General features: G+C 71.2%; 25 protein-coding genes and 3 pseudogenes. 12 read left to right on the plus strand and 16 right to left on the minus strand.

From position 1 onward, the window contains the following. Positions 1 to 529 precede the first annotated feature (529 nt). Positions 530 to 1,627, plus strand: a complete 1,098-nt coding sequence (locus tag ACFZDL_RS40890) for a hypothetical protein (RefSeq protein WP_353596314.1) — start codon at positions 530 to 532, stop codon at positions 1,625 to 1,627. A gap of 254 nt (positions 1,628 to 1,881) precedes the next feature. Here the strand turns inward: ACFZDL_RS40890 and ACFZDL_RS40895 are convergent, their stop codons facing one another. Genes ACFZDL_RS40895 through ACFZDL_RS40905 form a run of 3 tightly spaced genes read right to left on the minus strand, consistent with a single transcriptional unit; the run spans position 1,882 to position 4,094 of the window. After that, positions 1,882 to 3,474 (minus strand): MFS transporter, encoded by a 1,593-nt coding sequence (locus ACFZDL_RS40895; protein ID WP_353596313.1) that lies wholly within the window; start codon positions 3,472 to 3,474, stop codon positions 1,882 to 1,884. A gap of 27 nt (positions 3,475 to 3,501) precedes the next feature. Beyond that, complete coding sequence (locus tag ACFZDL_RS40900) at positions 3,502 to 3,756, minus strand: hypothetical protein (protein WP_353596312.1); 255 nt, start codon at positions 3,754 to 3,756, stop codon at positions 3,502 to 3,504. Positions 3,757 to 3,815: 59 nt separating this feature from the next. Next, positions 3,816 to 4,094 carry a hypothetical protein gene (locus tag ACFZDL_RS40905; RefSeq protein WP_391193868.1) on the minus strand — a complete coding sequence of 93 codons (279 nt, stop codon included), beginning with the start codon at positions 4,092 to 4,094 and terminating at the stop codon, positions 3,816 to 3,818. Between the two features lie 102 nt (positions 4,095 to 4,196). Between ACFZDL_RS40905 and ACFZDL_RS40910 the strand changes: the two genes are divergently transcribed. Both ACFZDL_RS40910 and ACFZDL_RS40915 read left to right on the plus strand, forming a co-directional pair. Then, positions 4,197 to 4,790, plus strand: coding sequence for an XRE family transcriptional regulator (locus ACFZDL_RS40910; RefSeq protein WP_353596311.1), 594 nt, complete (start codon positions 4,197 to 4,199; stop codon positions 4,788 to 4,790). Positions 4,791 to 4,905: 115 nt separating this feature from the next. Then, positions 4,906 to 5,778 carry a class I SAM-dependent methyltransferase gene (locus ACFZDL_RS40915; RefSeq protein ID WP_353596310.1) on the plus strand — a complete coding sequence of 291 codons (873 nt, stop codon included), beginning with the start codon at positions 4,906 to 4,908 and terminating at the stop codon, positions 5,776 to 5,778. A 91-nt stretch (positions 5,779 to 5,869) separates the two neighbouring features. Here ACFZDL_RS40915 and ACFZDL_RS40920 read toward each other — a convergent pair whose 3' ends face one another. Beyond that, a complete protein-coding gene (locus ACFZDL_RS40920) occupies positions 5,870 to 6,988 on the minus strand; it encodes an NAD(P)/FAD-dependent oxidoreductase (protein ID WP_353596309.1) in 1,119 nt (372 codons plus the stop codon). Between the two features lie 53 nt (positions 6,989 to 7,041). Between ACFZDL_RS40920 and ACFZDL_RS40925 the strand changes: the two genes are divergently transcribed. Then, positions 7,042 to 7,734: a TetR/AcrR family transcriptional regulator C-terminal domain-containing protein gene (locus tag ACFZDL_RS40925; protein ID WP_353596308.1), complete on the plus strand. Its 693-nt coding sequence runs from the start codon at positions 7,042 to 7,044 to the stop codon at positions 7,732 to 7,734. Positions 7,735 to 7,795: 61 nt separating this feature from the next. On the opposite strand, the gene ACFZDL_RS40930 is transcribed toward ACFZDL_RS40925, so the two are convergent. From ACFZDL_RS40930 to ACFZDL_RS40940, 3 genes are all read right to left on the minus strand, one after another. Then, entirely contained in the window at positions 7,796 to 9,058 is a 1,263-nt protein-coding gene (locus ACFZDL_RS40930; RefSeq protein ID WP_353596307.1) for an MFS transporter, read from the minus strand. A 313-nt stretch (positions 9,059 to 9,371) separates the two neighbouring features. Then, on the minus strand, positions 9,372 to 9,911 hold the full coding sequence (locus tag ACFZDL_RS40935) for a GNAT family N-acetyltransferase (protein WP_353596306.1): 540 nt from the start codon (positions 9,909 to 9,911) through the stop codon (positions 9,372 to 9,374). Positions 9,912 to 10,051: 140 nt separating this feature from the next. After that, the gene (locus ACFZDL_RS40940; RefSeq protein ID WP_353596305.1) at positions 10,052 to 10,921 is read right to left on the minus strand and encodes a class I SAM-dependent methyltransferase; all 870 of its coding nucleotides are present in this window, start codon (positions 10,919 to 10,921) and stop codon (positions 10,052 to 10,054) included. Positions 10,922 to 11,060: 139 nt separating this feature from the next. On the opposite strand from ACFZDL_RS40940, the gene ACFZDL_RS40945 reads away from it, so the two are divergent. After that, positions 11,061 to 11,645, plus strand: a complete 585-nt coding sequence (locus ACFZDL_RS40945; RefSeq protein ID WP_353596304.1) for a TetR/AcrR family transcriptional regulator — start codon at positions 11,061 to 11,063, stop codon at positions 11,643 to 11,645. 163 nt (positions 11,646 to 11,808) lie between these two features. Here ACFZDL_RS40945 and ACFZDL_RS40950 read toward each other — a convergent pair whose 3' ends face one another. Continuing rightward, positions 11,809 to 12,213 carry a cation:dicarboxylate symporter family transporter gene (locus tag ACFZDL_RS40950; RefSeq protein WP_391193909.1) on the minus strand — a complete coding sequence of 135 codons (405 nt, stop codon included), beginning with the start codon at positions 12,211 to 12,213 and terminating at the stop codon, positions 11,809 to 11,811. A 182-nt stretch (positions 12,214 to 12,395) separates the two neighbouring features. Further along, positions 12,396 to 13,682: an FAD-dependent monooxygenase gene (locus ACFZDL_RS40955; RefSeq protein WP_353596303.1), complete on the minus strand. Its 1,287-nt coding sequence runs from the start codon at positions 13,680 to 13,682 to the stop codon at positions 12,396 to 12,398. A gap of 73 nt (positions 13,683 to 13,755) precedes the next feature. Between ACFZDL_RS40955 and ACFZDL_RS40960 the strand changes: the two genes are divergently transcribed. Beyond that, complete coding sequence (locus ACFZDL_RS40960) at positions 13,756 to 14,397, plus strand: TetR/AcrR family transcriptional regulator (RefSeq protein ID WP_353596302.1); 642 nt, start codon at positions 13,756 to 13,758, stop codon at positions 14,395 to 14,397. A gap of 121 nt (positions 14,398 to 14,518) precedes the next feature. Here the strand turns inward: ACFZDL_RS40960 and ACFZDL_RS40965 are convergent, their stop codons facing one another. Then, positions 14,519 to 15,367, minus strand: coding sequence for an alpha/beta hydrolase (locus ACFZDL_RS40965; protein ID WP_353596301.1), 849 nt, complete (start codon positions 15,365 to 15,367; stop codon positions 14,519 to 14,521). Between the two features lie 148 nt (positions 15,368 to 15,515). Here ACFZDL_RS40965 and ACFZDL_RS40970 point away from each other — a divergent pair, with 148 nt between their 5' ends. Next, positions 15,516 to 16,379, plus strand: coding sequence for a LysR family transcriptional regulator (locus tag ACFZDL_RS40970; RefSeq protein WP_353596300.1), 864 nt, complete (start codon positions 15,516 to 15,518; stop codon positions 16,377 to 16,379). 755 nt (positions 16,380 to 17,134) lie between these two features. Here the strand turns inward: ACFZDL_RS40970 and ACFZDL_RS40975 are convergent. Beyond that, entirely contained in the window at positions 17,135 to 17,548 is a 414-nt protein-coding gene (locus ACFZDL_RS40975; protein WP_353596299.1) for a DUF4345 domain-containing protein, read from the minus strand. 92 nt (positions 17,549 to 17,640) lie between these two features. Here ACFZDL_RS40975 and ACFZDL_RS40980 point away from each other — a divergent pair, with 92 nt between their 5' ends. Beyond that, positions 17,641 to 18,303 (plus strand): TetR/AcrR family transcriptional regulator, encoded by a 663-nt coding sequence (locus ACFZDL_RS40980; protein ID WP_353596298.1) that lies wholly within the window; start codon positions 17,641 to 17,643, stop codon positions 18,301 to 18,303. A 217-nt stretch (positions 18,304 to 18,520) separates the two neighbouring features. Here ACFZDL_RS40980 and ACFZDL_RS40985 read toward each other — a convergent pair whose 3' ends face one another. After that, the gene (locus ACFZDL_RS40985; protein WP_353596297.1) at positions 18,521 to 18,865 is read right to left on the minus strand and encodes a hypothetical protein; all 345 of its coding nucleotides are present in this window, start codon (positions 18,863 to 18,865) and stop codon (positions 18,521 to 18,523) included. Between the two features lie 107 nt (positions 18,866 to 18,972). Here ACFZDL_RS40985 and ACFZDL_RS40990 point away from each other — a divergent pair, with 107 nt between their 5' ends. Both ACFZDL_RS40990 and ACFZDL_RS40995 read left to right on the plus strand, forming a co-directional pair. Then, entirely contained in the window at positions 18,973 to 19,200 is a 228-nt protein-coding gene (locus ACFZDL_RS40990; protein WP_353596296.1) for a hypothetical protein, read from the plus strand. Between the two features lie 58 nt (positions 19,201 to 19,258). Then, positions 19,259 to 19,606 (plus strand): hypothetical protein, encoded by a 348-nt coding sequence (locus ACFZDL_RS40995; RefSeq protein ID WP_353596295.1) that lies wholly within the window; start codon positions 19,259 to 19,261, stop codon positions 19,604 to 19,606. A 7-nt stretch (positions 19,607 to 19,613) separates the two neighbouring features. On the opposite strand, the pseudogene ACFZDL_RS41000 reads toward ACFZDL_RS40995, so the two are convergent. Continuing rightward, a pseudogene (locus ACFZDL_RS41000) lies at positions 19,614 to 20,213 on the minus strand (transposase); the annotation flags it as partial. A 54-nt stretch (positions 20,214 to 20,267) separates the two neighbouring features. Further along, positions 20,268 to 21,104, minus strand: coding sequence for a patatin-like phospholipase family protein (locus tag ACFZDL_RS41005; protein WP_353596294.1), 837 nt, complete (start codon positions 21,102 to 21,104; stop codon positions 20,268 to 20,270). Positions 21,105 to 21,277: 173 nt separating this feature from the next. On the opposite strand from ACFZDL_RS41005, the pseudogene ACFZDL_RS41010 reads away from it, so the two are divergent. Next, positions 21,278 to 21,427, plus strand: a pseudogene (locus ACFZDL_RS41010) (MerR family transcriptional regulator); the annotation flags it as partial. Between the two features lie 101 nt (positions 21,428 to 21,528). Here ACFZDL_RS41010 and ACFZDL_RS41015 read toward each other — a convergent pair. Then, positions 21,529 to 21,822, minus strand: a pseudogene (locus ACFZDL_RS41015) (IS5/IS1182 family transposase); the annotation flags it as partial. Positions 21,823 to 22,071: 249 nt separating this feature from the next. Here ACFZDL_RS41015 and ACFZDL_RS41020 point away from each other — a divergent pair. Next, positions 22,072 to 22,596, plus strand: coding sequence for a hypothetical protein (locus tag ACFZDL_RS41020; protein ID WP_353596293.1), 525 nt, complete (start codon positions 22,072 to 22,074; stop codon positions 22,594 to 22,596). Between the two features lie 486 nt (positions 22,597 to 23,082). On the opposite strand, the gene ACFZDL_RS41025 is transcribed toward ACFZDL_RS41020, so the two are convergent. Further along, complete coding sequence (locus ACFZDL_RS41025; RefSeq protein WP_353596292.1) at positions 23,083 to 23,694, minus strand: TetR/AcrR family transcriptional regulator C-terminal domain-containing protein; 612 nt, start codon at positions 23,692 to 23,694, stop codon at positions 23,083 to 23,085. Positions 23,695 to 23,725: the final 31 nt, after the last annotated feature.

The raw sequence follows: 23,725 nt of genomic DNA on the forward strand, positions 1-23,725 counted from the left end.
CTGAAGTACCGGTACGAGTAACGGGCCGACCAGCGAAATGCTGAACCACCAGCCCGTCGAATCACCGGGCCAGCACGCCCCAAGATCAATCGCGGGGCAGCCCGTAAGTCCGGGGAATGACCCGGTGGGCGACCCCGGTTCGAGACACGCTCGAGGTCGAAAGCCGAAGAAACACACGAGTCGCGCAGTGCCACGGCGATCCTGGTTGGTGTCTTGGCATGACCACAGAGAGCACCTCCGTGCCGGTCGACCTTCGGAAGTACGACGGCAGTGTGAGCGTGCAGTGGACTGCTACCCGGCTTCGCGAAGACGAGCACGGCGTGTGGTTGAGTACGGCGCTAGGCGTGCCCGTCTCTTCGTCGACGGGTGGCTGGACCAGCCGGTTCGCATCGTGATGTTGGTGCCGCGCGGTGAGTGGTGGACGGCCAGGGGGTCCGCCCGGCCGGCCTCGCTGTCAGTGCTCTGTGGCATTATGCGGACGCGCCCCAGGGGAGTGGGCCGCGGTCTACTGATTGCCAGGGGGTTGAGGATGGGCGCGGGTACGGAGCCGGACGGCTCGTCGAGGTCCGACGAGGAGTGGGAGCGGTTTCTGCGCGAGTCGGTGGCGGGTGCCGTCGACGCGCCCAAGGAGCCGTCGGCGCGGGCCCGTGAGGTGGCAAGGCGGCTGCGCGCGGAGCCCGACCGCGGCCCGGAGGGCTGGCGCAGCTACACGCCCGCGCGGCCCAAGCGGCGCACCGGCTGGTACGTGGTCGGGCTGCTGGCCTCGCTGGTGCTGCTGGTGGTGGCGCTCGCGCCGGGGCCGATATTGGACCTGTTCGCCGGCACCACTGACTCCTCGCCGCAGGCGGCCGAGACCGCCCGTCCGACCCAGGCACCCCCGGCGGAGCGCGCCCAACGCCCCACCATGGAGGAGCCGTTCCGCGGCTCGCCGGCGGCGAGGTGGGCGAGCGGAGCAGCGGGGATCACCGTGCCGAAGGCCACGGCGGTCGGCTGGATGAGCGCGGCCGAGGTCGAGCGGGCCCTCGCCCACAGCCGAGACTTCCTCGTCGCGTCCAGCCTGGACCGCGGGGTGCTGCGGGGCGAGCGCCCCGAGAAGGCGATTGCACTGATCAACCCGCACCAGAAGGACGTCCAAGACTTTCTGAGAACCGCTTTCCGAACCCCGAGCGAGAAGAACGACCCCCTCCTCCTCTTCAGCCGCTTCCAGCCCTCCCGCACCCACCTGGTCGGCGACGTCGTGAAGACCCGGGGCCGGCTCACCTACCGGGAGGGCGAGCGCGGCGCGCTCCAGGTGACCGCCGATGTCACCTTCGTCTACCCGGTCACCCCCGCGGACGCGGGCGGCGACGACGAGATCGTGCGCACGATCGTCCGGCGCGAGCTGGTCATGAGCTGGGACGACCCTGACAAGGTGATCACCGAGCCGGGCACGTTCTCGATCGTCTCGTACAAGTACGACATGACCAACGGCGGCTGCGGCGCCCCCACGGGCTACTTCACCCCGCCCTTCGGCACGGACCGCCAGGCGGACGAGACCGGCACGGAGGTCGACCCGTACGACCGCAGCGTGCCGGTCGGGCGGGCCGAGTCCTCTGGGGACGAGTGCGCGAGGGCGACGCGGTCCTAGCGGGCGGCACTCGGTGGCAGCCCTCCCCCGACACTGGGCCCGCCCGCCGGCCGCGCCGCCAATGGCGAGCCCCCGTTGGAAGTGAAGAACCCCCGGACGACGCGCCGCGGGCCCGGAGGAGTCCACATCACCCAGAGCACCGAGCACAGTGTTGGCGCGGCCGCTCTGCTCGCGATCGTGGTCGGCGCCCTCGGGGCCCTTAGCACTGCTGTGGCACGAGCGGATTTCCCGCGGTGCGCCCAGTTCCTATGTGGTCATTGGGCGGCTACGGCCTCGGTGGCTTCTGTCTCGTTCGTGACCGCGGGGTCAGTGTTCTTGGGACCGCGGAAGGCGATGTAGACGAACAGGACGCCCATGACGGCGACGCCTGCCCACATGGCCTGCTGCCATCCGTCGATGAAGGACTGTTGGGCGGCGTGAAGCAGGTCCCGCGCGTGTGGGCCGGCGCTGCCCGCCGCCTCGACGGCGTTGGCGACGCCTTCGCGGGCGGTGTCCGCGGCCCCCTGGGGGATGCCGTTCAGTCGGCTGTCGATGGCGCCGCGGTAGCCGTTGGCCAGCAGCGCTCCGAGCAGGGCGACGCCGAGTGCGGTGCCGAACTCGCGGGTGACGTCGTTGAGGGCGGAGGCGACGCCCTGCTTCGCGCGGGGCAGGGAGCCGGTGATGGCCTCGGTGGACGGGGTCATCGACAGGCCCATGCCGATGCCCATGGCGAGCATGCCGGGCAGGATCGTCAGGTATCCGCCGTCGGCGGAGACGAACAGCGCCATGAGGGCCAGACCGACGCCGGCCAGCGCGATGCCCGCAGCCATCGTCGGGCGGGGGCCGATACGTGCGGCGAGCTTGGGGGCCAGGCCGGAGGTCGTCATCATCATGACGGCCATGGGCATCAGCGCCGCTGTGGACTGCAGGCCCGACCAGCCGAGCACGGCCTGGAAGAACGGGAAGAGGACCACGGCGATGCCCGCCTGGACACCGAAGACCACCAGGAGCGTGATCGAGCCGCTGGCCAGGCCGCGCTCCCGGAACAGGCGCACGTCCAGCAGGGAGGCGTCGCGGCGGTGCAGCTCCCAGGCCACGAAGCCGATGGCGGCGATGAGACCGACGGCGAGGCTGATCAGAGTGGCGGGGGCGGTCCAGCCGCGTTCGGGGCCTTCCTGCAGGACGAAGATGAGGCCGACCACGGCGACGGTGGAGACCAGCGCGCCGACGGTGTCGAAGCGATGGGCCGAGGTCTCGCGGGAGTTGGGAACCGACGTCAGCGTCATGGCCAGGGCCACGAAGATCAGGACCACCGGCAGAACGAACAACCAGCGCCAGTCGGCGGCGTCGACGAGGAACGCGGAGAGGAACATGCCCAGGATGCCGCCGCCACCGGCGACGCCGGTCCACACACCGATCGCCTTCCCGCGCTGCTCCTCGGGGAAGGTGGAGGTGATGACGGCGAGGGTGATGGGCATGATCATCGCGGCGCCGATGCCGCCGGCCACGCGCGCGGCGAGCATGACCTCAGCCGACGGGGCCAGACCCGCGACAACGTTCGCGACGCCGAAGACACCCAGGCCGGCGATCAGCATGGGCTTGCGGCCCAGGCGGTCGCCGACGGCACCGAGCGGCAGCAGCAGCGCGGCCAGGGCGAGAGTGTAGATGTTGATGATCCACAAGACCGTGTTCTGCGATGCGCCGAATTCCACGGCCATGTGGGTCTGCGCGACGTTCAGCCCGGATACCGAGGCGATGACGGCCATCAGTGCGATGCAGACGGCGGTCAGGATGGTGCGCAGTTGCCGCGCATCGGGTGCGCTCTCGCCGTCGGCTTCAGTGGCTTGTACGCGCTGGTTCGTACTCATGAATTCCTCTCAGAACGGCATGCTGAGTCAGCGCCGGAGCAGGGCCGGTCGCCGAGTGAAGGGGGGAGAGTCCCGGCCACCGCGCGCATCGCCGAGTGCGGTCGAGCGATGGGCCGGTGCCGCGGCGGGATGACAGAGGGCGGGTGCCTCGCCCTGGCCTGCGGCGAGGGCAGCATCGGTGTCTTCGGTGGCCGGCGCGGTATCGATGTGCGAGCCGACCAAGGCGCCGGCCGCGGCGGAGGCGCCGACCTGGGCACTGAGGCCGGTGGCGTTGGCGGCCATCCACACGCCCGGCACCTCAGTGGTGGTCAGGTGCCCTTCCGCGAGGGTGCCGTCCTCCTTCAGGGAAGGGCCGTGGGTGAAGTGAACCAGGCAGATCCCCCTCGGCCGACGGGGCGGCGGGCTCGGCCGAGGCCCGCCTCGCCGACGACGATGCGGCCGATGAAACCGTGCATGGCCTCGGCGGGCGCGTTGCGCGGAGTGCCGCTGTCGATCACGACGAGCGGGCGGCGGGAGCGGGCGAGCATCAGCTCACCGTTCAGCCCCGCGGCACGGCCGCCGATCACCACCGCGTCGACGGTCCCGCTGGGCGGTGCGTCACTCGGGTATGGAGTCGTCACAGCCTTGGCTTCCTCACGTTCCTTGTGCGTGGCCCCGAAGGTTCCGGGCCGTCTGCACTCGACGCTAACCCTGGCTTGCACCTTGGGCATACGATGTTGCTCATGACGCAAGAAGATGGCGATCTGGACAGCCTCGTACGCAAACGGATCCGCGCTTTGCGGGTGGCGCAGGGCTGGTCTCTTGAGGAACTGGCCACCCGTGCCCACCTCAGCCAGTCCTCGCTGAGCCGCATCGAGAACGGCCAGCGCCGCCTCGCGCTGGATCAGCTGGTCACTCTCGCCCGCGCCCTGGACACCACGCTGGATCAGCTCGTGGAGACCGCGGCTGACGACGTGGTCAGCAGCCCGATGACCGACGGCGCCCACGGCTCGATGCGCTGGCTCGTGAAGGGTGACCCCGGCATGAGTGTGGTGCGCCAGCGCATGACCGAACCACCGCCCGAGAACCCGGCACGCATGCGTGCCCACCCGGGGCGCGAATGGCTCGTCGTCCTGTCCGGCACCGCGATCCTCATGCTCGGTCACCGCCGCTTCCGCGTCGAGACCAACCAGGCTGCCGAGTTCCCGACGATGATGCCGCACGCGATCGGCGCCGAGGGCGGGCCGTGCGAGATCCTGGGCATCTTCGACCGCGACGCGCGCCGCGGCCACCAGCGCGAGGGCAGCGACGGCGGCGCTCATGGTGCCGGTGAGTGACTGCGCGGGCGGCGCGACGGCGGCATCTTGCGCCTCGGGCAGCGCATCCGGCCATCTCCTTGCGCAAACCGGGAGCAGCCATGCCGCAAACGCATGACCGGCCTACGGTGGACGCATGAACCAAGCGCACCCGCACGGCCCCCACCACGGCGCCCACCACGGCCGCCACCAGGAGCACGACGCCGACGGCCTGGCGGAGATCCTCGACCTGGACGCCGAGGTCCTCGCCGAGCACACAGCCTCCATCACCGCATGGCTGCCGCTGAAGACCGACCCGCGTCAGATCGTGGATCTGGGCTGTGGCACGGGCACTGGCACCTTCGCCCTCCTCGACCGCTTTCCCGACGCGCACGTCACCGCCGTCGACACCTCCGCCGCACACCTCCAGCACCTGCGCGCAAAGGCATGCGCCCGCGGCCTGGAGGAGCAGGTGCGCACCGTGCAGGCCGACCTCGACGACTCCGCCTGGCCCGACCTCGGCTCACCGGACCTGGTGTGGGCGTCGGCCTCGATGCATCACATGGCCCACCCCGAGCGCGCACTGCGCAACGTCCACGACGCGCTCACGCCCGGCGGCCTGTTCGCCGTCGTAGAGCTGGCCGGCTTCCCCCGCTTCCTGCCCGAGAGCGCCCCCGAGGACCGGCCTGGCCTGGAGGAGCGCTGCCATGCCGTGACCGACCGCTTCCAGGCCGAGCGCATGCCCCACCGCGGCGCCGACTGGGGCCCGCTGCTGACCGCCGCCGGCTTCACGGTCGAGGGCGAGCGCACCATCGCCGTGAACATCGAGGGCGCCCGCAGCGAAGCGATCGGCCGCTACGCCCTCAGCGGCCTGCAACGCATCCGCAGCGCCGCCGCCACCGAGCTCTCCCCCGAGGACCTCACCGCGCTCGACCGGCTCCTCGACACCGGCAGCCCGCACAGCATCCTGCGCCGCGACGACCTGGCGGTGCGCACCGAGCGCACCGTGTGGGCCGCCCGCCGCGCCTGATCCCGGACGCCCCGGGTTGCCCGCCGGGCAGCCTCAGCGCCCAGCGAGTGCCCCGCAGGTGGCGGTCGCAGGTGGCGGTCGCACTTGGCAGTCAGGAGGGCTGGACTTGGTCGAAGAGGGCGAGGGCTTCGGCGGGGTCCGGGCTCACAAGGCGTTCCAGACCGGCCGTCGTGATCTTCGCCCACCTGCCGGCCCGTTCCCACATCTGTTCCTCGAAGGCGCGGACGGCCTCGTCCAGTTCTCCAGGGCCGGTGGCGATGGACTCGGCGAGTTCGGCGCCTTCCAGCATCGCGAGGTTCGCGCCCACCCCCAGTGGGGGCATCAGATGGGCGGCGTCGCCCAGTAGCGTCACCCCGGGGACGTGGGTCCAGGTGTGGGACACGGGCAGGACGTAGAAGGGGCGGTGGACGAAAGCGGTGCCGTTGCGGAGGAGGTCGAGGACAGGAGCGGCCCAGCCGTCGAACAGCGCCGACAGACTCGATCGCACGGCCTCGACGTCGGCCAGGTCCAGGTTCGCGTCCCAGTCCAGCGGCGCGCGGAACTTGGTGTACACCTTCACGTGGCCGCCGCTGTTGCGCTGGGCGACGAGGCTTCGGTTCACGCCGTACACAGCCATGGAACCGTCGCCGATCAACCGGGCGAGGTCAGGATGGCGGGTGTCGACGTCGTCGAGGGAGGTCTCGATCGAGGTGACGCCGGTGTAGTGCGGCGTCACCGACGAGACTGCCGGGCGGACCCGGGACCAGGCGCCGTCCGCGCCGACCACGAGGTCGAACGTCTCCTGTCGCCCGTCCGCGAAACGGACCAGCACGCCATCCCGGGCGCCGGGCACCACCTGCGTCACGCCCCGGCCCCACTGGACGTCGAGAGGGCCGAGCAGCAGGTCACGGAGTTGCCCGCGGTCGATCTCCGGATTGGCCTGGTCATCTGGACGGGGTCGCCAGTCGCGCAGGACGGTCCCGTCCGTGTCCAGGATGCGCATGGCCTGCCCCTCGGGACGAGACAGCGCCTGGAACTCCGCCAGCAGCCCCGCCTTGTCCAGCGCGAGTTGTCCCAGCCCTTCGTGCAGGTCCAGCGTGCCGCCCGGGGGGCGGGCGTCGGGGGCGGGATCGCGTTCGAGGACGGCGACGGGGTAGTCATGGCGGTGCAGGACGCGGGCGAAGGTAAGGCCGGCAGGGCCGCTCCCGACCACTGCGATGCGGTGTCTCATATCGATACACCGTATTGCCTCATTGCGGCGTATCGCAACTGTATGGTGTGACCATGACTGTGTGGGACCGGCCGGAGCCGCCGACTCGCCCCGTGCCGCTCGACCGTGAGCGGATCGTCGCCGCCGCCATCGCGCTGGCCGACGAGGGCGGGCTGGAGGCGGTGTCGTTGCGCAAGGTCGCCGCCCGGCTGGACGCCGGCCCGATGCGGCTGTACGGATACATCTCCACCAAGGAGGGGCTGCTCGACCTCATGGTGGACGAGGTCTACGCCGAGATCCTCCCCGAGGAGCAGCCGGGTGACTGGCGGGAGTCGCTGCGCGTCCTCGCCCACCGCACCAGGCAGGCCGCCCTCCGTCACGAATGGCTGGCCGACCTGCTCGGCGGCCGCCCGAGCCTGGGCCCGAACGGCCTCGCCGTGACCGAGGCCACGCTCTCCGCCCTCGACGGCCTCGCCGATGTCGACACCGTCATGCGCGCCGTGGAGACTGTCAGCGCCTACTTCATCGGCGCGATCAGGCGCGAGATCGCGAATCTGCGGGCCGAGCGCGCCACGGGCCTGTCCAAGCACGAGTGGCAGCGCGCCTCCGGCCCGCATGTGACGAGAATACTGGCCACGGGCCGATTCCCGGCGCTGTCCAAGGCCGTCTACGACGGCACGGACGTGGACGCGGAGACATCCTTCGCGACCGGCCTGGACTGGGTCCTCGACGCCGTGGCCGCCAAACTCACCCCGCCGCCGGCGTGACTGGCCGCGGACGGCTTCGGCCAGCGAGTTCACCGAGCACGAGGGGATCAACAGGGTCGGTTCACGGACGCGAAGGCGCCTCGGGCAGGCTGTGCGGTGAGGAAGGCGCCGACGTCTTCGTACGGCCCCGCTGTGCGTAACGGGCGACCGGGCCGACGGCGAGGCCCGCGCCGGCGAACAGCCCGCCCAGGACCAGCCAGCCGCCGGTGCCCCAGCCGATGAGCAGCGTGGTCATCACGACCGGGCCCAGCATCCGGGCGATCTGCGGGGCCATCCCGAAAAAGCCCTGGTACTGGCCCTGCCGGCCGTCCGGGGCCAGGCCGAAGCCGATCTCCCAGGCGCCGGCGCCGTGCGTCATCTCGCCGAAGACCTGCACGACGGCCGCGGCGAGCAGCACGGCGACGGCCACGAGGGCGCCCGCCGACGCGCCGGAGGCCGCGTACACCAGGCAGGCCGCGAGCATCAGCACACCGGCCCGGGCGGTGGCGCGGGCCGCGGTCGCCAGGTCCGTCACCTGGTGGGCGACGCGCACCTGGAAGACGACGACGCTGAGCATGTTGGCCACCAGCACGACGGCCGCCATCGACTTGGGGGCGTCGGTGCGCTCCACGATCCACAGCGGCAGGCCGAGGCTGAGCAGTGGCATGTTCAGGTAGAGGACCGCGTTGAGAAGTGTCAGCAGCGCGTACGGACGGTCACGGAGCACCGCGAGGCGCGGCTCGCCCTGGACGCGGGCCTCGGACGGGGCGGGCGGCACTTCCGGGAGCCGGCCGAGGATGAGGACGGCGCAGAGGAACGCCAGCGCGTCCAGGACGAAGACACAGAGGTACCCGGGCTCGGTCCCCACGGCCAGCGCGATCCCGCCGGCACCGGCGCCCAGCGCCAGCCCGCCGTTGAGGCTGGACTGCAACTGGGCGCGGACTCGGGTGCGTTCGTCGGCATCGACGACACCCGCGAGCAACGCCTGGCGGGCGGAGGACAGGCCTCCCTGGCAGCAGGCGTAGAGGCAGAAGACGAGGACGAACAGCAGGAAGCTGCGCACCACGAGGAAGGACAGCAGCGCGGCGGCAGTGCAGACCGCCAGCAGCCGCGCGGTGCGGCGCGGTCCCCACTGGTCGGCGAGGTATCCCAGCGGTACGCCGGCGAGCATGCCCGTACACCAGCCGATGGTGAGCGCGAGGCCGACGCGGGCGGCCGAGAGGCCGACGATCTGGGTGAAGAAGAGGGCGGACGTGGCGTAGAAGGCACCGTCGCCTATGGAGTTGGCGAGCTGCGCCTGTGCCAGGACACGCGGCGGGCCGGGCTGCGGCAGGAACCTGGGCACAGGCGCTCCTCGGGACGGCGGCGAGAACTGATCGTCGGCAGTCAACCACCGTGGTCAGTGGGGAGAAAGGGCCATTTCCCGGCTCGAAAGCTGGTCCACTTCGCATGCGCCGAGGCGTCAGCCACTCTCGTGTGCGCGCGGCACGCCCGGAGGTAAGCCCCGCCTCCCGTGTGCGCGGCCCCCGGACCGTCAGCGACCGGGATGAGCTCGGCCCCTTCCCGACCGGCCGCGCTGCCGCGGCTGAGCTTGCCGCAGTGATCAGGAAGGTCAGAGGCTGCAGCCCGCAGCCTGGTCAGCGCCCCGGCGGAGAACATCAGATCGTCGTACGACGGGCGATGCGGTACAGCACGTTCGGACGCAGGGGCCCCTCGGGCGCGGTGGGGTCGTCGAAGTCGTCGGCCGGGTCCCGGGTCATGCCGATGCGGCGCATTACCGCCTGTGAGCGGAGGTTGGTCGTCGTTGTCACAGCGAGGATTTCGGGAAGCTGCAGAGTGTCGAAGCCGTAGGCCAGGACGGTCAGCGCCGCCTCGGTGGCGTAACCGTGGCCCCAGGCCGAGCGGGCAAGCCGCCAGCCGATCTCCACTCCGGTGAACGGCATGCCGTCGTCCACCTGGTCCAAGCCTGCGAAGCCGATGAACTCGCCCGTGGCCTGCACCTCAACCGCCCACCACCCGTAGCCTCGCTGGTCGAACTCGGCCTGGAACTGCGCCACGCGGGCATCGCTCTGTTCGCGGGTGAGCAGGTCGCCCAAGTGCTCCCGCACCTCGGGATCGGCATTCATCGCCGCCCACGGTTCAAGGTCGGAGTCACGCCATCGACGGAGGACGAGGCGATCGGTACGCAATTCAGCCATGCTGCCCAGCCAACGTGAGTGGCGGCCCCGAGGCAAGGCCTTTTCCTTCTGGGCGATACCGCCGTCCAGAGGCACAGGACCCGCTCCCAGGATGAACGAAGAGACCACCGACCCGGCGAACCTGTGCGGTCACCGCACAACTAGGGCCTGTCCGACCGGTCATCGGCCGGGCGGTCCGCCCTGACCAGCCACGACGTGCTGAGCAGCCGGACCGTGCCGTCCGCCGCCTCATGGCCGTGCAGATGGTCCGTCAGGGTGCGGCGCGCGGCGGCCCGTGCAGTGGCGTCGATCTGCTCCATCAGGTGGCGACCGGGTCCCGTCCCCAGCAAGAACTCCGCCGCGTCCTCGGCTCCGTGTCCCCATGCCCCGTACGCCTGTGCCTGGGTGATGGTGATGCCGGTGAATCCGGTTGCTGTGAGGATGTCGCGGATGCGGTCCGGGGCGGCCAGCGAGAACATGCCGGGCAGCCCCGGCTGCCCGAAGTCGCCGAGCGTCACGAAGTCGCTCAGTGATGCCACCGCCGCCACCCACTCGTTGAGCGTGGCATCAGCCGGGCAGACGAACGCCAAGCGCCCGCCGGGCCGCAGCGTCCGGGCGACGTTGCTGAAGGCCGCCAGGGGGTCGGCGAAGAACATCACCCCGTAGCGGCTGATCGCCGCGTCGAACGCGCCCGCCTCAAAGGGGTGTGTCTGCGCGTCGCCTTGTATGAAGGAGGCGTTGGTGATTCCCTCTCGCTCAGCGCGGGCCCGTGCCTCGGCCAGCATCGGGCCGGAGAGGTCGAGGCCCAGTGCGCGCCCTTGGGGTGCCCGGAGCGCGGCGAGGCGCGTCGTCTGCCCGGAGCCGCAACCGAGGTCGAGGGTCCGGTGATCCCCGGTGATTCCGGCGGCATCGAGAAGCGGCTCGTCAAAGCCCTCGTTCACGGCGTTCCAGCGGTCCTGGTTGTGGGCCCAGTGGGCCCCTTCGGAGCCGTTCCACGCCTGTGACTGCTCGGTGTTGACGATGTCCGGCACGACGGGTGCCTCCTGTAGCGGATCAGAGAATGGGCGTGCGCCCAAACAGTATGGGCAGGTGCCCAAACTGGCAATCCCCGCTACCATCAAGGGATCGCGCCCCCTTGAAGGCGGCGAAGGCGGAACGGAAGAGAGGGTCATGTCACCGCGCGGAGTGGCGACGCCGGACGTACGCGAGCGGCTGTTCGCGGCCGCCGAGCGCGTCGTGGAAAGGGACGGGCCCGGCGCGCTCACCAGCCGGTCCGTAACCACCGAGGCGGGCTGCGCCAAGGGACTGTTGCATGCGCACTTCGCGGGGCTCGACGAGTTCGTGGCCGAGCTCTGCCTCGACCGGTTCGCGCGAACGGCGGCAAAGGCGCAGGAACTGTCGGGGCTCGCCGGACAGGGCACGGTGGCCCGGAACCTTGAGGCTGTCGCTCTCGCGCTGTTCGACTCCGGCGGTCCCGCCATCTCGGGCCTGGCCATGACTCGCCCCGCCGCCGCGCTTCGCATCCGCGAGGCCCTGGAAGGCGGGGCGCCCGGCTTCACGACGATCCAGGAGGCCATCACCGCCTATCTGAAGGCCGAGCAACGGCTCGGCCGGGTGGCGGAGACCGTCGATCCGTGCACAGTGGCCCTCGCCATCGTCGGCACCGCGCACCACCTCCTGATGACCAGCTGGCCAGGCACACCTGACCCACGGCCCCCTATGACGCGCCTGGTGGCGGCGTTGGTGGACGGTTAGTCAGGAGGGTCGGCCCGGAGGCCGAGGGCCCATGAGAGACAGGCGGCTGCGGCCGACCCGCACCCCGTCGGTGCTGGTCGCGCGAGGACGCGTCGACGAGCAGCTGGGAAAGGTCGCCGGCTTGACGTGATCCCGGGAAGCCGGGGCGCGACTCGCGCGGGGGTCAGCCCGCTGCTGCCGGTGCTACGACGCCGGCGGACAGGGCGTCGGCCCGCTGCTGCTCGCCGGTGGCGGTGAGGGGCGAGACGTCCTTGCCGTCGAGGACGGGGACGCCGGCCGCGCCCTTGCTCGTGAGCATCATGATGCCCAGCATCACCAACTGCTCGCCCAGCGACATGTGGATGTCGAGGGCCTGGGCCAGGAAGAGCGAACTCATGGTCAGGTAGATGGCGGTGCCGTCGAGGTTGAACGAGTAGCCGGTCGGGAGGGTGAGGCCCACGACCGGGCGGGAGGCGCCGAGGTGTTCCATCTTGCCGACCATGCGGGGCAGCACGGCCTCGCTGGAGCAGGTGGCGAGGATGATCAGGAGCTCTTCCTTGAGGTAACGGCAGAGCTTGAACAGGTTCAGGCCGGTGTAGCGCCTTCGAGGAAGAGCTGGCTCAACTGCGTGCTGTGCACCGCCGGTACAGGCGCGGCACCCGGGGGTCGTAGCTCCGGGCGTTCGCGCCGGACCCGCACAGAGCGTCCCGGAGCGGCGGGCTGATCAGTTGCCGGACCTGCCGGGTGGCCAGCGGGAGGGCCTGCTCTTCATCACCTCCTCACTCTTCCACGACGCCGGGCCCCGCGCTGCCCACGGTCGCCAGTCGCCGCACCTCGTCCGTGCGCGGCCTGCCCCTGCCGCGGGTTTGGCGGGTGCCAGTCGGCTATGCCGTCGAAGCCCCGTAGCAGCAGGCCAGGAACCAGCCGGCTGACTGCGGTCAGCGCGGCGTCGCGCAGGGCGACCGCGGGGGCGCTGGACAGGGCCGACATGCGGCTGGTGCGTGCCGAGCGGCGCACGATGTCCATCGTGCGGGGCAGTCGGTCGCGGGTGTACGCGGCCAGTGCGCCCGGCAGGTCGGCGGGGTTGGCGGGGTCGGCGGGGTCGGCGTGGTTGGCGGCGGCCAGGTGGTGGGCGAGGACGACGGCGTCCTCGATGGCCTGGTTGCCGCCCTGCCCCAAGGTGGGGGCCATCGCATGGGCCGCGTCGCCGATCAGGGCGGTGCGGCCTCGGTGGTAGGCGGGCAGCGGTTCGGTCTGGTGGTGGATGTCATGGCGCAGGACATCGCCCGGTTCGACGGCCGCGAGGACATCGGGGATCGGCCGGTGCCAGTCGCCGAAGAGCCGGAGCAGTTCGGCCTTCTCGTCGTCGGGCGCGCGCCCGTCCTCGGGGGTGAAGGCCGCCGCGTAGGCGTAGATGCGGCCGTCCAGGAGCGGCTGCGTGCCCCAGAACCGCCCCCGCCCCCAGGTCTCATGGGGCGTGAAGGGCTGCTCGGGGGCGGGGGCGAGGATGCGCCAGGTGGTGAATCCGGCGTAGCGGGGCCCGGGCCGGCCGGGGAAGAGGGCGCGGCGGGCCGCCGAGTGGATGCCGTCGGCGGCGACCACGAGTTCGGCCTCGAACTCCTCGTCCGCCACGGTCACGCGCGCGGGGCGGCCGACGGCACCGGGGTCGGCCAGTTCGGCGGCGGCCCCGGCGCGTACGCGGTCCCCGGGCAGCCGGGAGGCGAGCAGGCTCGTGAGGGTCGCGCGGTGGAGGAGGACGGTTGGGCCGCCGTACCGCGCGGTTGCCGCCGCGCCGTCCATCCGGGCGAGCCGGCGGCCGCCGGGGGCGCGCAGCTCGCCGTCGCTCCGCCAGGCGGCCAAGGCGCGTATTTCGTCGCCGAGTTCGATCACATCGAGGGCGCGTTGGGCGTTGGGGGTGAGCGAGATCGCGGCGCCGACGGGTTCCAGGGTGGCAGCGCGCTCCAGGACGGTGACGGCCCAGCCGCTGCGGTGCAGGGCCGCGGCGGCGGTGAGTCCGCCGACTCCGGCGCCGATGACGACGGCACGGGGCTGCTTCATGATTCCTCCCCAACTACAGGTGTAGTAACCGCCAAGCTACTACACCTGTAGTTGGGAGGATAGGTTGGGCACCATGACCGCTGATCAGACCCCCGCCGCCGCGGCCGGTGGATCCCGCGCCGAGCTCATCGCCGACACCGCCCTCGCGCTGCTGGCCGAGCGCGGCATGCGGGGCCTGACGCATCGCGCGGTGGACGAGGCGGCCGGGCTGCCCCAGGGCTCGACCTCCAACCATGCCCGCACCCGCGCCGCCCTGCTCACGGCGGCCGTCCGACGGCTGGCCGAGCGGGAGGCGCGGGTACTCGCACCGGACGAGATGCCGCACCCGGGCGGCAGCCCCCTCAGCACCGCCGGCGGCCAGGACGGCGACGCGCTCGACGCGGTGGCCGGCGCCCTCGCCCTCGCCCTGCACCGCACGCTGACCGGTCAGCCCGAACTGCTGATCGCCCGTTACGAACTGGCCCTGGAAGCGACCCGCCGACCCGAGCTGCGGGAGTTCTACGACACGGCCGGGCGCGGCTTCCGGGAGCCGCTGGAGACGATGCTGACGGACCTGGGATCCGCCGAACCGCGACGCCATGCCCAGTCGCTCGCCGCCTGGTGCGAGGGGCTGATGTTCCTCTGCGCCGCCGGAGCAGACCATGCCGCCGTGCCCGACCGCGCGGCGCTGCGCAAGGGGTTCGTGGAGCTGCTGCGCGGCATGCTGGGCCGATGACCCGTGGTGGACACGGCCCCGCAGTCCGCCCCGGACGGCGCGGGGCCGCCGGGGGGCGTGGCCTGAGCATGGGTAGTCCCGGAACGGAGGGGCCGGAAAGCTCAGTCGAACCCCCGGGACGCTACGCGCCCGGGGCGAAGAATCCGGCCAGGGCGCGGGCGACCGCCACGGCGTCGTTCTCCATCGGGACGTGCCCGGCGCCGGGAATGCGCACGAGTTGGGTATGCGGCATCTCGGCGGCGAAACGTTCCGCGTACGCGACGTCCTGGAAGCCGTCGTCTTCTCCCCACACCAGCAGCTTGGGCAGTTCGGAGCGGCGCAGGGCCGGTACCAGGTCGAGGGTGTAGCGGCTGTCCGCAGCGCCCGCCAGCGCCATCCAGGACCGCCCGACGCGGGGGCTGTGCCACGGATCGAGGTACTCGGCGATCTCCTCCTCACTCGCCGGGCGCCCCAGGGCGGTGGTGAGCGCCGTGCGCCGGGAGCCGAGCAGTTCCTCGACGGTCGTGGCCGCCACCACGTCGGGGTTTCGGTAGCGCGCGACGCCGGGCACCGGCCACGAGTCGTAGGTCACCGAGTTGACCAGGGCCAGCCGGGCCACCTCGGTGTTCCCACCGACCGCCAGGTGTTGCGCGACGGCACCCCCGATGTCGTGGCCCGCTATCCGCAGTGGCTCCTTCGCGCCGAGGGCGGCGGCGAACCGCTCTGTCCAGGCGGCGAGTGACGGCACGGTGGCGGAGTCGGCGTCCAGCTCGCCGGCCGAGCGGCCGAGGCCGGGCAGGTCGACGGCGACGGGCCGCAACCCGGCCGCCGCGAGGTCTGCCAGCACCGGCAGCCACACCCGGCTCCAGTAGGTGCCGTGCAGCAGCAGGACAAGCGGGCCGTCCGCACCTGGCGCGCTCCGCGCGGTGAGGAAGCTCGCGGGAAGGCCGTCGACATCGACGGCGTTGCGGGTGACGGGGATCGCTGGCATGACGCCTCCGGGATCGTGTTCTCATCGATGACCATGACCTTCCTGTTCTGGTGGAGGTCCCGTCAAATATCCTTTCGGGGATGGTGAGATGAGCCGGTCGGCATAGGCGCTGGTCGGCCGCCCGGTCTGGACGCGGGAGGCGGGAGAATTGAGGCTGTCGCAGTTGCGGGTGCTGCTGGCCGTCGCCGAGCACGGCGGCTTCACCGCCGCGGCGGAGCGGATCGGCATGTCACAGCCCGCCGTCAGCCGAGCGGTCGCCGCGCTGGAGGAGGACCTGGGAGCGGAGCTGCTGGTGCGGCGCCGGGACGGTGTCGTCCTCACCGAGGCCGGGCGGCGCGCCGTCGCGCGCGGCCGGGAGGCCGTACGCAACTTCGACCTGGTGCGCGCGGATGTGGCGCAGACCGTCGGACAGGTGACGGGACCCCTGCGGCTGGCGAGTCTGCCCAGCGCCACGGGGACGCTGATCGCCTCCCGCCTGCGCACGTTCACCGACCGCTATCCGCAGGTGCGGGTGAGCCTCATGGAGGGGTACGACCGGGAGGTACGGGAGTGGCTGCGGCGCGGCGCCGCGGAGGTCGGCGTGGTCACCCTCCCGGCACCCGGCCTGCACACCGTCCCGCTGGCCACCGACGCGATGACCGCGCTGCTGCCGCGCGGCCATGCGCTCGTCGACGCGGGCACCGTCGCGGTGGCGGCGCTGGCGCGCGAGCCGTTCATCCTGTCGACGGGCGGCTGCCGACCAGTGGTTCTGGACGCCGTGCGCCGTGCCGGGGCCGTACTCGACGTCGCCTTCGAGGCCGGCGAGCTGTCGGCCGTCATCGCCATGGTGGACGCGGGCCTGGGGGTGAGCATCGTGCCGACCCTGGGCCTGCCCACCGACCTCGGCGGCACGGTCACCCGTCCCCTGGACCCGCCGACCCCGCGGACCCTCGCCCTTGCCGTGGCCTCTGTCGACGACTGCGCCCCGGCCGCCCGTGCCTTCCTGGACCATGCCGTACCCACGGTCGAATGACCCCTCTCCGAGCGGGTGTCACCAAAGGGGCCGGCCTTCCAGCCGGCCTTCCCCCGGACACAGACCGCCGACGCACTCCAGACGAGCGGGCGCGGCGCCGCCGGATGACCGCACAGGCCCTTCCATCTGAGGTAGTCGATGTCGCCGAGGGAGAGGCCGTGTTACCAGGCCTGTTGACCGCCCGTGACGCCGGCGACGGACGCGTTGCTGTTGTCGGCCGCACCAGTCGCCAACGGCTCGCCCTCGACAACGCTTGCCAACTGACGGTGCCGCGAATGGACGACGACGAAGCCCTGGCAATGCTGGGCCGGATTCCGCCACAGCGCGGCGTCGTCACCGCAGCGGCGCGGCCGCGCCTCCCGGCAGCCGCAGAGGGCGCGCTCCTCACATGGCCGCTGCCCGGCCAACGACCCGCCCCACCAAGCCGGCGGCCCGACCGCTCCCGCAGCTGCGCGAGGAGTGGAAGGCCATTGCACGGGCGTTCCACGCTGCCGGCCCCGACCTCATCGGCTCTTTCCTCGAGCGCGCCCGCGCCGTGGTTGCCGCGGTCCGGGTTGCCCGCCATGGTCGACGTCGACCTGGCGGCCGTCGCCGTCGCCGTCACCGTCGCGGTGTTCGTGATGAACCGCAGCGGCCACGGTCGTTATGGGTGGCAGTGACGTACCCGCGCTCCAGGTGTCGACGACCACGCAATCCCCCACCGGCAGCGTCAGCTTCCCCGCCCAAACGTTCGATCCGGTCGAGCTCGGGTGCTTTCAACGCCCGGCGGGCACGGCCTCCCCGTCGCCGCGCAGGGTCCGCTCCCCTGCGTCGGCCAGCCAGAAGAAGACCGGGGGCAGGCCGAGCTCGATCACTGCCAGTGCGATCTGGAACCACTGCGGCCAGCCGTGCGCGGCGAGCGAGAGCAGCCGGCCCACGCCGCCCAGCAGGAATACGCCGGCCAGCCACCGCACCGCCCGAGCCGGGATCGGACGCTGCCGAGCGGTCCAGAGCCAGGCCAGCCCGTAGCCGACGAAACTGGCTCCCATGAACCGGCCCCAGCTGTCGACCGTCGCACCGGCGGAACCGGCCCCGGGGATCGCCGCGTTGCCGAGTGCCACATGGAACAGGCCGATCATCACGCACGCCCAGCCCATCAGCTGCGTGAGTGTGCGCAGAGCCATGGCCATAACCCCTCCAAGCCGTCTTGCCCGAGCTTAGTTGACACACGTCTACTACTACATTGGGCGTCTAGTTGACTCATGTCAACTAAGCTTCGTTCGTGCCTCCTCGCCAGCGACTCACCCCCGCCGAGCGCCGCGCCCAGCTCCTCGCCGTCGGCGCACGGCTCTTCGCCGCACACCCCTACGCCGATGTGCTGATGGAGGATGTCGCCGAACAGGCCGGTGTCTCCCGAGCCCTGCTCTACCGTCACTTCCCCAGCAAGCACGCTCTTTTCGCAGCCGTCTACCAGCAGGCGGCGGACCGGCTGCTCGCCGAGACGCGGCTCGACCCCGCTGACTCCCTGGTGGAACAGCTCATCCAGGGCATGGACGTCCACCTCGACTACTTCGTGGCCAACCGCAACGCGGTCCTCACCGCGAACCGGGTCCTCGCGGGCGACCCCGTGATCCAGACGATCATGACGAACGAGCTGGACACGCTCCGTGCGCGGCTGCTGGCCGTACTCCCGCTCGCGGAGGAGAGCGCCCGAGAGGCCGTGTCCGGCGTCCTGAAGAGCTGGCTGGTCTTCGTCCAGGTCCTCTGCGTCGACTGGCTGACCCACGAGACCTGCACCCGCACCCAACTGCGCGACGTCTGCATCGGCGCGGTTCTCGGCGCCCTCCGGCCGCTGCTCGCCGAAGACCCCGCCCCCGACTGGCCGTCACGAGGCGCCGACGCGGTTACCCAGGGCCTGCCGGACCACAACACGGAGGGAGCCTGATGGGCTGCCAGCGAGCCGGGCCGGGGCGGGCGTTGGGCCCATCAGCGGACGGTGATCCACGGGAGCCCGCTGGCCCTGCTGATTACCTCTGGCCAGGGGGCGACAGGCCGTCAGGTGATCCCGGGCCTGAAAGGTACGACAGGCAAAGGGGCTTACGTCTCCCCTGGCACCGTCACCGTCGCATCGATACGCCTCTGTCTCGTCCAGGAGGCCGTGATCAGCCCGCGTCCAGAGCGTCGGCTCGCTTTGCCAGAACAGTTGCGATGTCGTCCCAGTCCGGGCCGTGCATCCACAGATTCTCGGCCGCCTCCCGCAGCAGCGCCGGCTCCTCCGGCCGCTGCAAAAGCACCAGCCGATAGGCCAGATTCCGAATCCAGACCGGCAGGTAGCCATCGACCACATGGGGGCAGAGCTCACGAAGCATGGCGAGGATCGAATCCGCGTCAGCGAACGTCAACTCCTCGACGAAGTAGTGCTCACGGTGTTCGAGCTCGCACTCCGGCGTGGATCGATACTCATCCCCGTAAAGGCACCGGGCGTGCTCCGTCAGGGTGCTGTGCATGCACGGGAGCCTACGCCGCGATGGTCTGCCGGACCGCACTTAGAGGTCATCCCATGTGGTGCTCGCCTGATGGAGGCACGGCCTGCCCATTCCTCTATCGTGCGGGCATGGGGTGCTGGACGGTGTATGCCCTGCGGGCTGAGGACGGCACGCGCTGGGTCATGGGGGAGAAGTGGGGCATGTGGAATCTCGCCGACGCGACCGACCGTGTGCGCCTCGGCAAGGCGGTGCTTCGCGGCGGCACCCGCGTGGGCGACGGCCGTGCCCGCGGTCTTCTGGACGGTGGCTTCTGTTGCGGTGTCGGCCTCGATCTGGTCGCCCGCCGATGCCGCTAACTACAGCTGTGACCCGCCGGACGTCCACTACCTCGACTGCCACGCGCGGCGACGGGCGATGGCATCGGACTGGGACGGTTGGGACGTGGAGTACGCCTGGGGCGGACGCGACTCCTTCGCCGACTACTGGACCACGAAGCCCGTACCTCCCCGACTCACAGCACGCACGGCCGCCGCCTGGCCGGGACGGCGCGTTGAGCGGCTGCCGTTCGGCTTCGTCGGCCACCTGGCCGCCACCGGGCGAGACGATGCGGACCTGCTGCTCACCGACACCGAGCTGCGCGAAGCACGGTGGGACGAGGACCTCATCGCGATACGGAGCACAGACCGGCGCGCGCTGCGCGTCGATCCGAGAAGCCTGCGAACACCGCGGGTGGAGGTGGTCGAGGACGGCCGAGAGAGTTAAGAGTTGGCCTCATCTGTCTGCGGCAGCCGGCGAGCCAGGACATGGTGCGTTCGATCGTCCAGCGGTGTCGGCCGAGCCGGGTGGAGGATTCAATGCCTTTGCGTGCTATGCGGTGGGTGATGCCGCGCTTGCGGAGCCATCTGCGCAGGTGGTCGTAGTCGTAGCCCTTGTCGGCGTGCAGCTCGGCAGGCCGGCGTCGGCGCGGTCCCCGGCGCGAGCGGTCGGCGGTCCCCGGTCCAGCAGGATTCGGACCTGCCAGCTCCCCCTTTCAGCGCCCGCATGTTCACCGAGTCGATCGCACACCTGCTCCAGTCCAGCTCGCCGCGCGCGCCGAGTTCGTCCAGGACCAGGCGGTGGAGCTTGGCCCAGACCCGGGCCCGGCTCCACTCCGTGAACCTCCGGTGCACGGTCGGCCCCGACGGCCCGAACGACGCAGGCAACTGCTTCCACGTGCACCCTGACGTGGCCACGAACACGATCGCGGCCAGCACCTCCCGGTCCCCGTACCGGCGCCGCCCACCACCGTGCGGTCTCGTCCACCCTGCGGTCTCGTCGGCGCCGGCGGTACCACCCGCCCGGACAACTCCCACAGTTCATCCGGCACCAGCCGCTCGTCGTGTGGAGTCCACCCGCACCTCCATCGATGCGTTGTCCGCGGAGCTCACTTCCCGATCAGCGAGGTCACGGCCAGCGCGGCCGCAAGGCCGTCCTCGTAGCCGAGTACGGCGGCCACGCCCCGCACATCGGGGTCGAACGGGTCGGAGCCGAATCCGGCGCGAGCCCGCTCGGACGGGTGGATCACCACGGCACGGTTCAGGACCTGCTGACGCTCCGCGGTCGCGTATGCCGGCAACTCCGCCATCGGCTGGAGCACGATCACGTGGTCGGCGTCGCGGGCGAGTTCGGCATTGGTGAGCGAGAACGTTCCACCGTCGATGTAGTCCTCGCCATCGATGTGGGCCACCGGCCACAACCCGGGGACGGCGCAGCTGGCAGTGAGGGCGTCCACCAGACCGACCCCCGATTCGCTGGTGAAGACGGTTCTGCCGCCGTCAGCGCGCACAGCGGTGATGTCGAGCCGGCCTCCCGGCCAGCAGTCCTTCTCGACCCGTCGGGCGATCGCGGCACGGCGCCGGGACGGATCGACTCCGGAGCGCTCCCGGGACAGCCGCATGAGACGCTCGGTCTTCACCGCCGCGGAGTCCTCACTGCCGTGGATGGCCATGACGTCCGGGATCACGTCGGCCAGGGCTACCGCTGGGGCAAGCTCGTCGTTGCGACGAGTCTTGCGCACCGCCTTGTCGTACTCGACGCCCGCCGATCCAGTCTGGAGCGCGGCGGCCGCCACGGCGGCGCCGGCCGATGTCCCGATCACGTGGTCGACGGAGTCCAACCGGAGCACGCCGTACTCCTCAAGCGCGGCGAGCACCCCGATGGTCCAGCCGATCCCGGCGAGTCCGCCACCGCCGAGCACCACGGCCGTCGATTCGTGAGACAACAGCGTTCCCCTGCGTGTCGGTCCGTTGGGTCGCCTGTGTCCGACCTGGTGTTCAGTCTGCTCTTGAGATGACATGGAAATCGCCCTGATGAAGTGCCTGTTCGAATCTCGCACCCGGACGATAGACTCTGACACCGGTGTCAGAGTCAAGGCGCCAGGAAGCAGTCCTGCATATGTGGATGAAGGACATGGTCCAGCGCGCCGGCGTGCACGAACGGCTGCTGCGCTACTACGAGCGGCAAGGTCTTCTCGCCCCGAAACGGCTGCCCAGCGGTTATCGGGTGTTCACCGAAGTAGACGTGGAGACCGTGCGACGCATCCGCTGAGAACACGAGCGGATGACCGAAGAGATCAAGGCCCTTCGCACCTCCCGCTCCATGCTGGCCGCAATCCTTGCCGCCGCTCCCCAGCAGCCTTAAAACCCCTATCGGACTGAGTTCAGGCGTCGCCAGCAGATCAGCGCGCATCCCAGGGTGAGGAAGGCTTCGTTGATGTCATCGCGGATCTCCCAGCGGATCCGCAGGCGTCGGAACCAGTGCAGGTGGGCGAACGCGCGCTCGACGACCCGGCGTTGCCTGCCGAGCCCGGAGCCGTGCGCGGTGCCCCGCCGGGCGATCAATGGCTTCACGCCGAGCTCCCGTACTAGGCGGCGGCATTTGTCGTGGTCCTAGCCGCGGCCGCCGAGCAATACGTCCGGGCGACGCCGGGCCGGACTCCGGCCTGCCGACCGTCCAAGCCTGCACCCCAGGTCGAGGACACACAGGCGTATCGAAGCTGCGCTGCGTCGTTGACCTGCACGTTCACGACTCACCCACGTCGTGGCGCCACATGCGACAAGGTGGCGCCATGAATGGACTCGCGATGGCGCCACTCATGTGCCATCATGGCACCACGGGTAGCGCACCTCTCCGCCTCGCAGGCCGAGGGGTGCGCGTTTCGCGGAGTGAGCCGTCAAAGGGGTCGGATTATGGAGACAGCACAGAGCCAGGAGCAGGCGATACCGGGCGCCTTCACCGCCTTCGCCCGCTTCGTGCTCTGCGGCGGCGGGGTGGGAATCGCGTCCAGCTTCGCCGTGACGGCCCTCGCCTCCTGGATTCCCTGGGTCCTGGCCAACGCCCTCATCACCGCGGTCTCCACGCTCCTCGCCACCGAGCTGCACGCCCGCTTCACCTTCGGCGGGGGCGGGCGCGCGACCTTGCGCCAGCACGCGCAGTCGGCCGGGTCCGCGGCGGCCGCGTACGTGGTGACCTGCGTGGCGATGCTTGCCCTGCAACAGCTGGTCGCGGCGCCTGGCGCGGTGCTCGAGCAGGTCGTCTACCTGTCCGCTTCCGCACTCGCCGGCGCCGCGCGGTTCGCGGTGCTGCGCCTTGTCGTCTTCGCACGGAACCGCTCGCAGGTCGCAGCCACCGTACGCACCGCCCGCCCCATGCACGCGACCGTGGCCCGCGCCTCGGCCCCGGCCGACCCCGCGCTGCTCGGCTACGCCGCCTGACCGTACCGCCGGGCGGCGTGCCGCGCGGGTCGGTGGGCGGAAGACGCCCCGATGAGGCACGGGTTTGTAACTGGTCATCGGCTTGCCCAGCGGTACGCTCTCCGCCTTCAGCACTCCCTCGTCCAGGCCGGGCCGGGCCGGACCACCGCGCGGTGCCCGACGTCGACTCCGTTGACCACACACGTGCCGGGGGCCAGACCGCCCTGAAAGAAGCGTCTGGGCCCGCTCGGTCCAGACGCCGGTCTTCGATCACTCGCAGAGTTGGCCGCCCGACCGAGGCGGCGGCGCACCGTCTCGGCCTGGGGCTTCCACTGTCGGGTCGCCCATCGGCGCGCTCACCCGCGCGCCTTGACCTTTACGCACCCGGGCTGCTCGTGTCCCCGGACCGTGTCCTCGACTGCCTGCACATGCGCAGGACCCGGCGGGCGCCACGCCGCAGGCGCCGCCGCCCCGCGCCTGCGGCCGACCACGCCACCTCGGCTCCGCTCACCGCCGGGCGAGGATCGCGGCCAGGCCGAACTCGAAGCGCTCGTCGAAGGAGCCCGGGGAGAGATGGTCGAGGACGCGGTGGAGGGCGGGGTGGGCCGTGCCGGAGACCACGTTCGCCAGACGGCCGTCCAGGGGCCGGCGCTCGGCCGCCTGTTGCTCCTGGGTGAGGCCGAGGGTGAAGTAGCTGATCATCCATGTGGTCCAAGCGGCCTCGCGCTCGTTCAGACCGCCCTCCAGGAGTGCCGCGACGAGGGTTTCAGCGAGGCGCAGGGTGTGGGGTTCGGCGGCGTAGGTGCCGACCACGAGTGCGGCGCCGTCGCGGTGGGCGAGCAGGGCGCGGCGGTAACGCCGGGCCAGTTCCCCGGCGCGCAGGTCCGGCGAGGCCGGCAGGTCGTCGAACGGGATCTCGCCGACGATCGCGTCCGCCATGAGCTCCAGCATCCGGGCCTTGGTTTTTACATGCCACAGCACGGTGTTCATCCGTACGCCGAGCCGGTCGGCGACCGCCCTCGTGGACAGGGCGTCCAGGCCCTTCTCGTCGAGCAGCTCCAGCGCGGTACGGATCACCGTGCCGGGCTCAAGGCGGTCACCCATTTGCCTCTTGGTCATTGACCTAGTTTACTGCGGACAGAATTGTTGG

This window comes from Streptomyces sp. NPDC007917, from assembly GCF_042959105.1.
Lineage (GTDB): Bacteria > Actinomycetota > Actinomycetes > Streptomycetales > Streptomycetaceae > Streptomyces.